The sequence below is a fragment of the Streptomyces tropicalis genome (assembly GCF_029269835.1).
GTDB lineage: Bacteria > Actinomycetota > Actinomycetes > Streptomycetales > Streptomycetaceae > Streptomyces > Streptomyces tropicalis.
This window is the reverse complement of sequence record NZ_JARJBB010000027.1, coordinates 43,586-50,696: the sequence shown is the minus strand read 5'-3', so window position 1 is coordinate 50,696 and position 7,111 is coordinate 43,586. Positions and strand designations below refer to the sequence as shown.

Genomic DNA, 7,111 nt, shown 5'->3' with positions numbered 1-7,111 from the left:
GCGGGAGCCGGAACGGGACACGCCGAGGCCCCCCCGCCCCCGGGGGGGGGGGCCCCCCCACGGCAGGTGTGCGGGGCGGCGGCACGGGGCCGCCGCCCGAGGGGATCAGCGTCCGCCGTTCGCCCCGCGGCGGCGCAGGCCGAAGAAGACGGCTCCGCCGCCGACGACGACCAGGGCGGCCGCGATACCGGCGATCAGGCCGGTGTTGGAGTTCGCTCCGGTCTCCGCCAGGTTGGAGTCACCTGCCGCGGGCGAGGGGGCGTTGCCCGCGCCGCTCGCCGGAGCGGTGCTGCTCGACGACGCGGACGGGGCGGGGGCGCTGGAGGCCGGGGACGTCGGGGTCGCCGACTTCGACGGCGTCGCGGAGGGCTTCGGGGTGGAGCTCTCCGACCGGCAGGCCGTGGCGGACGTGATCAGGTTCGACGTGATGTCCGCGTCGACCAGGGGCTTGTTCTTGTTCTTGCCGGCCGCGACGACGTGGATCCGGTAGATGGCGTTCGGCTGCCAGTCCTCCTGGAAGGACACGGTGGTGCCCACGAGTGAACCGGTGGCCGTCTGCTCGCCCACCTTCCGCGCGTCGGCGCCGTTGTTCTCCAGGAAGACGGAGACGGCCGCAGGGGTCTTCGAGACGTCCTTGTCGGTGACGACGATGACGCCCTTGCCGCCTTCGCACTTGGCCTCGGCGGAGAACTCGGAGATGTTGCAGGCGAGCGCGTTGCCCGCGGCACCGAGCGCGAGGGCGGCGGTCGCCGAGGCGACGCCGAGGATGCGCACGGAGCGCGCGCTACGTCGGGATATGGACAAGATGGCCACTTTGCCCTTCGGGGATGTGCAATTGAGGGGGGCTTCCCGGGAGTTGGGCCGCTCCATGAACGGGCGCCCCAGCGATCCCGGGAGGCTCACAGGTCTATGGGCGGGCCCCACGGGGTGTCAATGCATATGCCCTCCGGGGGCCTTGACTTTACCTTCTTGTTAATCGCCCAGACGTTTCAACGCCTCCGGGACCTCCTCGATCCGGTCGACCAGGGCGATGCGGTGCTCCATCGGCCGGTCCCGCGCCAGGGACCGCAGCAGCGGCCAGGCGGGCAGGTGCTCCGTCCAGTGCGCACGGCCGACCAGGACCATCGGCGTCGGCTCTCCCCGGGACTCGTAGTAGTTCGGGGTCGCGTTGTCGAAGATCTCCTGCACCGTGCCGGCGGCGCCCGGCAGGAAGACGACGCCCGCGGTGGAACGGGCCAGCAGGCCGTCCTCGCGGGTGGCGTTGGCGAAGTACTTGGCGATGTGCGCGGCGAAGGCGTTCGGCGGCTCGTGGCCGTAGAACCAGGTGGGGATGCCCACCGACGCGCCACCGCCGGGCCAGCGCCCGCGGACCTCGAAGGCGGCCTGCGCCCAGTCGGTGACCGACGGGGTGAACGACGGGGCCTTGGCGAGCAGATGCAGCGCCTCGCGCAGCATCGCGTCGTCGAAGCCGGCCGCGTAGGCGCCGAGGTTCGCCGCCTCCATCGCGCCGGGACCGCCGCCGGTGGCCACCGTCAGCCCCGACCGGGCCAGTTCGCGTCCGAGGCGGGCGGTCCCCGCGTAGGCGTCGGTGCCGCGCGCCACGGCGTGCCCGCCCATCACCCCCACCACCCGGGAACCGGCGAGGAGTTCGTCGAGCGCGTCGGAGACGGCGTCGTCGTGGATCGAGCGGAGCATCGAGGCGAAGACGTCCCCGTCGCCCCGCGTCCGCCGGAACCAGGCGTACGCGCGGGCGTCCGGTGTGGCCTCGTACCCCTCGCCGAGGCGGTCGAACAGCTCGTCGGGCGCGTACAGCCGGCCCCGGTAGGGGTCGAAGGGCAGGTCGGGGACCGGCGGGAAGACCAGCGCCCCGCAGGCCCGCACCGCCGCGGCGGCATCGGGGGCCATCGGGCAGCCGAGGTAGACGGCGCCCGAGGAGTCCAGGGAGGTGAGGACGCCCGTACGGTCCGTCAGGTCGACGGCCTGGACGCGGTAGTGGGTCAGTGTGCCGTGCGCGGAGACGACCTCGTCGAACTCGGCGAGGGACTCGATCTCGCGGTCGTGGGAGCCGTCGAGCGGCTGGGCGGGTATCGGATGCACCCGCCCATGCTAGAGAGCGCCCGCGCGGCGGCCGTCAGCCCTGCACGGCCGCCGGGTCCATCCACATGACCTCCCAGGTGTGCCCGTCGAGGTCGTCGAAGGCCCGCCCGTACATGAAGCCGTGGTCCTGCGCCTCGCCGGCCGGGGTGCCGCCGGCCGCGACCGCGCGGTCGACCAGTTCGTCCACCTTCTCGCGGCTCTCGGCGCTCAGGCACAGCAGCACCTCGCTGGTCGTGGTCGAGTCCGCGATCTCCTTCTTGGTGAAGTCGGCGTAGCGCTGCCGGCTGAGCAGCATCGCCACGATCGTGTCGCTGATGACGACGCAGGCGCACTCGTCGGTCGTGAACCGGGGGTTGATGGTGTAGCCGAGCGCCGTGAAGAACGCCTTCGACGCCTCGACGTCACGGGCGGCCAGGTTCACGAAGATCATCTGCTGGTACATGCGGGGCCTCTTCCCTCGGGCGGTGTGCGTACGACGGGTTGGACCCCGGGGCCGCACAAAACTCATCGGTGCCCGGCCGGTCCGTTCCCGGGTGCCGCCGGGCGCCCCGCCGCCGCCCGGTCAGGGCGCCAGCGGCAGGGCGGAGAGGTAGGCGACGACGAGGGTCAGCGGGCCGAACAGGACCAGCAGGGCGGCGGCGCGGAGACCGGCCGCGGTGCGCAGGGTCGTGCCGGGCGCGCCGATCCGCACCAGTGCCGCGGTGGTGGCGCTGCGGTCCTGCCGCGCCTCGACGGCCGCGGTCAGCAGGGTGCCCACCGTGCAGCCGAGCACGACGAGCGTGCCCAGGGCGGTCAGCGGGCCGAGCGCCGAGGCGGGGCCGCGGCCGAGCACGAGCAGGGCGAACGTGCCCGAGAGCACCGCGCAGACCACGCCCAGCGGGCGCCCGATCCGGCCCGCCTCCTCCATCAGCGCGCGGCCCGCCAGCAGCCGCAGGGGGCCCGGCCGCACCGCCTGGAGCAGCCGGCCGCACAGGTGGGTGAGGCCGGGCCCGGCCAGGGCGAGGCCGAAGGTGGTGAGCAGCCAGCCCACCAGGACGGGCACCGAGCCCACGTCCAGTCCGCCGGGCAGAGCGGGGCCGGAACCGGTCCGTGTGCCGGACAGGGCGGGGCCGGACAGGGTGACGGCGCGGCTCGTGTACGCCTCCACGGCCAGGCCGGCGGCGAGGACGGCGACGCCCCAGGGGAGCCCGGCGGGCGGTTTGCGGGGGGCGGGGGGACGGTGCGGGTCGGCCTCGGACCCCAGGCCTTCCGCGTCCGCCGGGCCGTCCGCGTCCTCCCTGTCCGTGTCCGCCGGGCCGTCCGCCGGTGCGAGGGCGTCCGCCGGTCCGGACACCGTGGCGGTGCCCGGCGCCGGTCCGGCCGGCACCGCCACGGCCGTGCGCCCGCCCGCGGCCCCCGAGGCCGGACGGGCGCCCTCGGCCGCGGCGGGCGCCTGCGGACCGGTACCGCTGCGGAGCCGCGCACCGAACCGCCCGTACGCGCCGAAGGTCTCGCGGGCGCCCGCCGTCCCGTACGCCCCGAAGCGGCCGTAGCCGCGGCCCGCGGCCGGGCGCCGGGGGTCGCGCGGGCGCAGCGACAGTGCCACCGCCACCGACGCGACGACCGGGACGAGGACGAGCAGGGTCAGCGTCGCCGGGACCGGCAGCGGCCGGCCGGCGGCGAGGACCCGGGCGGCACCGCCGTCCAGCGGCAGGGCCCGCAGGCCGCCGCGCAGCTGCACGAACAGCAGCAGCGCGCCGAGCGAGCCCAGCGAGCAGGCCAGCGCCGTGGTGGCCGCCGAGACGGCCATCATGCGTCCCGGTCCGAGCCCGAGGGCCGACAGGCCGGGGCGGGGCCGGGTGCCGGGGTCGGTGCGGGCCACCGCCAGCGCGAGGTACACCGTGGCGGCCAGGGGCACCGCGCACCAGGACAGCCGCAGCACGGCGGCACCGGAGTGCTCGGGCTCGCCGAGCGCGTAGCCGAAGGTGCACAGCAGCAGGAAGCCCGTGCCCGCCGAGGCCGCCGCGACGGCCAGGCGGCGCAGCTGGACGGCCGGATGGGCGACGCGGCTCAGACGGAGAGCGAGCACGCCGCCCGGCCTTCCGTGTCCTGGACGGGCGGCAGGTGCACCGTCCTCACGCACCGCCCGTCGAGCAGCGGCACTGTGCGGTCGGCCAGGGCCGCGGTCTCCGCGTCGTGGGTGGCGAGCACGACGGTGATGCCGTGCGAGCGGGCCGCCGTGGTCAGGGTGCGCAGCACGTGGGCGCGGTCGGCGCGGTGCAGCGGTGCCGTGGGCTCGTCTGCGAACAGGACCGTCGGCGCGGGCGCCAGGGCGCGGGCGATGCACACCCGCTGGCGCTCCGCCTGACGCAGCTGGTGGGGGCGCCTGCGGGTCAGTTCCCCGACGTCGAGGCGCTCCAGCCACTCCTGGGCCGCGGTCCGCGCCCGGCGCCGGCTGGTGCCGCGCAGCATCAGGGGCAGGGCGGTGTTCTCCCAGACGTTCAGCTCCGGGACGAGGGCCGGGACCGGGTCGATCCAGCCGAACCGGTCGCGGCGCATCCGCTCGCGGGCCAGCGGGCCCATGGTGTGCACGGGCGTGCTGTTGAACCAGACCTCGCCGCGCTGCGCGGGCACCAGCCCGGACAGACACCGCAGCAGGGTCGTCTTGCCGCTGCCGCTCGGGCCGCCGACGGCGAGGATCTCGCCCTGCCGGACGCCGAGCGAGACACCGCTGAGCGCGGGCGAGCCGTCGTTGTGGGTGAAGTGCAGGGCGCGTGCCCAGAGCACGTCGTTGTCCGGCGGGGCCACCATGGCGTACACCTCGGTTCACATCAGAAATGCCGTGCGCGATCCGCGAAAATCCCCCGTGCGGGGGAACGAAGGCAGAGCCGATCGGTCACTGGCACGCTAGGCAGCCACGGGCGGGAGGCCGGACAGCACGCGGCCCCGGGCCGCCGTTTCTCACTCGAACGGACGGCCCGGGGCCGGTGATGATCAGCTGATCGGAGGTACGGGAGTCACCGCGTCAGAGCTTGGTCCACGCCTCCGTCAGCGTCGCGCGCAGGATCTGCTCGATCTCGTCGAAGGTCTCCTGGTTGGAGATCAGCGGCGGGGCGAGCTGGATGACCGGGTCGCCGCGGTCGTCGGCACGGCAGTACAGGCCGTTGTCGAAGAGGGCCTTGGACAGGAAGCCGTAGAGGACGCGCTCGGTCTCCTCCTCGTTGAAGGACTCCTTGGTGTGCTTGTCCTTGACCAGCTCGATGCCGTAGAAGAAGCCGTTGCCGCGGACGTCGCCGACGATCGGGAGGTCGTGCAGCTTCTGCAGGGTCGACAGGAACGCGGCCTCGTGGTCGAGGACGTGCTGGTTGAGGCCCTCGCGCTCGAAGAGGTCGAGGTTGGCCAGGCCCACCGCGGCGGAGACCGGGTGGCCGCCGAAGGTGTAGCCGTGCAGGAAGGTGTTGTCGCCCTTGTAGAACGGCTCGGCCAGGCGGTCGGAGACGATGCACGCGCCGATGGGGGAGTAGCCCGAGGTCATGCCCTTGGCGCAGGTGATCATGTCCGGGACGTAGCCGAACTTGTCGCAGGCGAACGTGGTGCCAAGGCGGCCGAAGGCGCAGATGACCTCGTCCGACACGAGCAGCACGTCGTACCGGTCGCAGATCTCGCGCACCCGCTGGAAGTAGCCGGGGGGCGGCGGGAAGCAGCCGCCGGCGTTCTGCACCGGCTCCAGGAAGACGGCGGCGACCGTGTCCGGGCCCTCGAAGAGGATCTGCTGCTCTATCTGGTCCGCGGCCCAGCGGCCGAAGGCCTCCGGGTCGTCGCCGAAGAGCGACGCGCGGTAGATGTTGGTGTTGGGGACCTTGTGCGCGCCCGGCACCAGCGGCTCGAACGGGGCCTTCAGGCCCGGCAGTCCGGTGATGGACAGGGCGCCCTGAGGGGTGCCGTGGTAGGCGACCGCGCGGGAGATCACCTTGTACTTGGTGGGCTTGCCGACCAGCTTGAAGTACTGCTTGGCGAGCTTCCAGGCGGTCTCGACGGCCTCGCCGCCGCCGGTGGTGAAGAAGACCTTGTTCAGGTCGCCCGGGGCGTGGTGGGCGAGACGCTCGGCCAGCTCGACGGCCTTGGGGTGGGCGTAGGACCACACCGGGAAGAACGCCAGCTCCTGCGCCTGCTTGAAGGCGGTCTCGGCCAGCTCCGTGCGGCCGTGGCCGGCCTGCACCACGAACAGCCCCGCGAGGCCGTCGAGGTACCGCCGGCCGCGGTCGTCGTAGATGTGGGTGCCCTCGCCCCGGACGATGGTCGGGACGGGGGAGTTCTCGTACGAGGACATGCGGGTGAAGTGCATCCACAGGTGGTCGTACGCGGTGCGGCTGAGGTCCTTGCTCACGGTTATCGGGTTCCCCACATATAGGTCTGCTTCTTGAGCTTGAGGTAGACGAAGCTCTCGGTGGAGCGCACGCCGGGGAGGGCCCGGATGCGTTTGTTGATGACGTCCAGCAGGTGGTCGTCGTCCTCGCACACGATCTCGGCGAGGATGTCGAACGAGCCCGCGGTCATCACCACGTACTCGACCTCCGACATGTCGGACAGCGCGTCCGCGATGGCCTCCACGTCGCCCTCGGCGTTCACGCCGACCATGGCCTGCCGCCGGAACCCCACGGTGAGCGGGTCCGTGACGGCGACGATCTGCATCACGCCCTGGTCGAGCAGCTTCTGGACGCGCTGGCGCACGGCCGCCTCGGAGAGGCCGACGGCCTTGCCGATCGCGGCGTACGGCCGGCGGCCGTCCTGCTGGAGCTGCTCGATGATGGCGAGGGAGACGGCGTCCAGGTGGGGGTTGCCGTTCCTGGACTCGCGGGAGTCCCTCTGGTCTGCGCTTCGACTGGCCACGACCTCACTGTGCACGACGTCTCGACAGTTCCGCAAGGTTCCAGCGATGAAATTCGTCGTTTACGAGACCGAGACCTACGGATTTCGCAGCCGTGTTGCGATCAGGGGTGTTGAAAACGTGGGTCCGCCGACTAGGGTGGGGGCG

General features: G+C 73.1%; 7 protein-coding genes. All 7 read right to left on the bottom strand.

The genetic code is table 11. The features are described from left to right. Positions 1–105 precede the first annotated feature (105 nt). Positions 106–804, bottom strand: a complete 699-nt coding sequence (locus tag P3H78_RS29765; RefSeq protein WP_276112282.1) for an LAETG motif-containing sortase-dependent surface protein — start codon at positions 802–804, stop codon at positions 106–108. Positions 805–972: 168 nt separating this feature from the next. After that, positions 973–2,097, bottom strand: coding sequence for an LOG family protein (locus tag P3H78_RS29760; protein WP_276112281.1), 1,125 nt, complete (start codon positions 2,095–2,097; stop codon positions 973–975). A 34-nt stretch (positions 2,098–2,131) separates the two neighbouring features. Beyond that, complete coding sequence (locus P3H78_RS29755; RefSeq protein WP_276112280.1) at positions 2,132–2,539, bottom strand: VOC family protein; 408 nt, start codon at positions 2,537–2,539, stop codon at positions 2,132–2,134. A gap of 120 nt (positions 2,540–2,659) precedes the next feature. Further along, positions 2,660–4,165 carry a hypothetical protein gene (locus P3H78_RS29750; RefSeq protein ID WP_276112279.1) on the bottom strand — a complete coding sequence of 502 codons (1,506 nt, stop codon included), beginning with the start codon at positions 4,163–4,165 and terminating at the stop codon, positions 2,660–2,662. Further along, complete coding sequence (locus tag P3H78_RS29745) at positions 4,147–4,887, bottom strand: ABC transporter ATP-binding protein (RefSeq protein ID WP_276112278.1); 741 nt, start codon at positions 4,885–4,887, stop codon at positions 4,147–4,149. The genes P3H78_RS29750 and P3H78_RS29745 overlap by 19 nt, the downstream gene beginning before the upstream one ends. Positions 4,888–5,101: 214 nt before the next feature. Beyond that, positions 5,102–6,481, bottom strand: a complete 1,380-nt coding sequence (locus tag P3H78_RS29740) for an aspartate aminotransferase family protein (protein ID WP_276112277.1) — start codon at positions 6,479–6,481, stop codon at positions 5,102–5,104. Beyond that, the gene (locus P3H78_RS29735; RefSeq protein ID WP_276112276.1) at positions 6,466–6,981 is read right to left on the bottom strand and encodes an Lrp/AsnC family transcriptional regulator; all 516 of its coding nucleotides are present in this window, start codon (positions 6,979–6,981) and stop codon (positions 6,466–6,468) included. Before P3H78_RS29735 ends, P3H78_RS29740 begins: the two co-directional genes overlap by 16 nt. Positions 6,982–7,111: the final 130 nt, after the last annotated feature.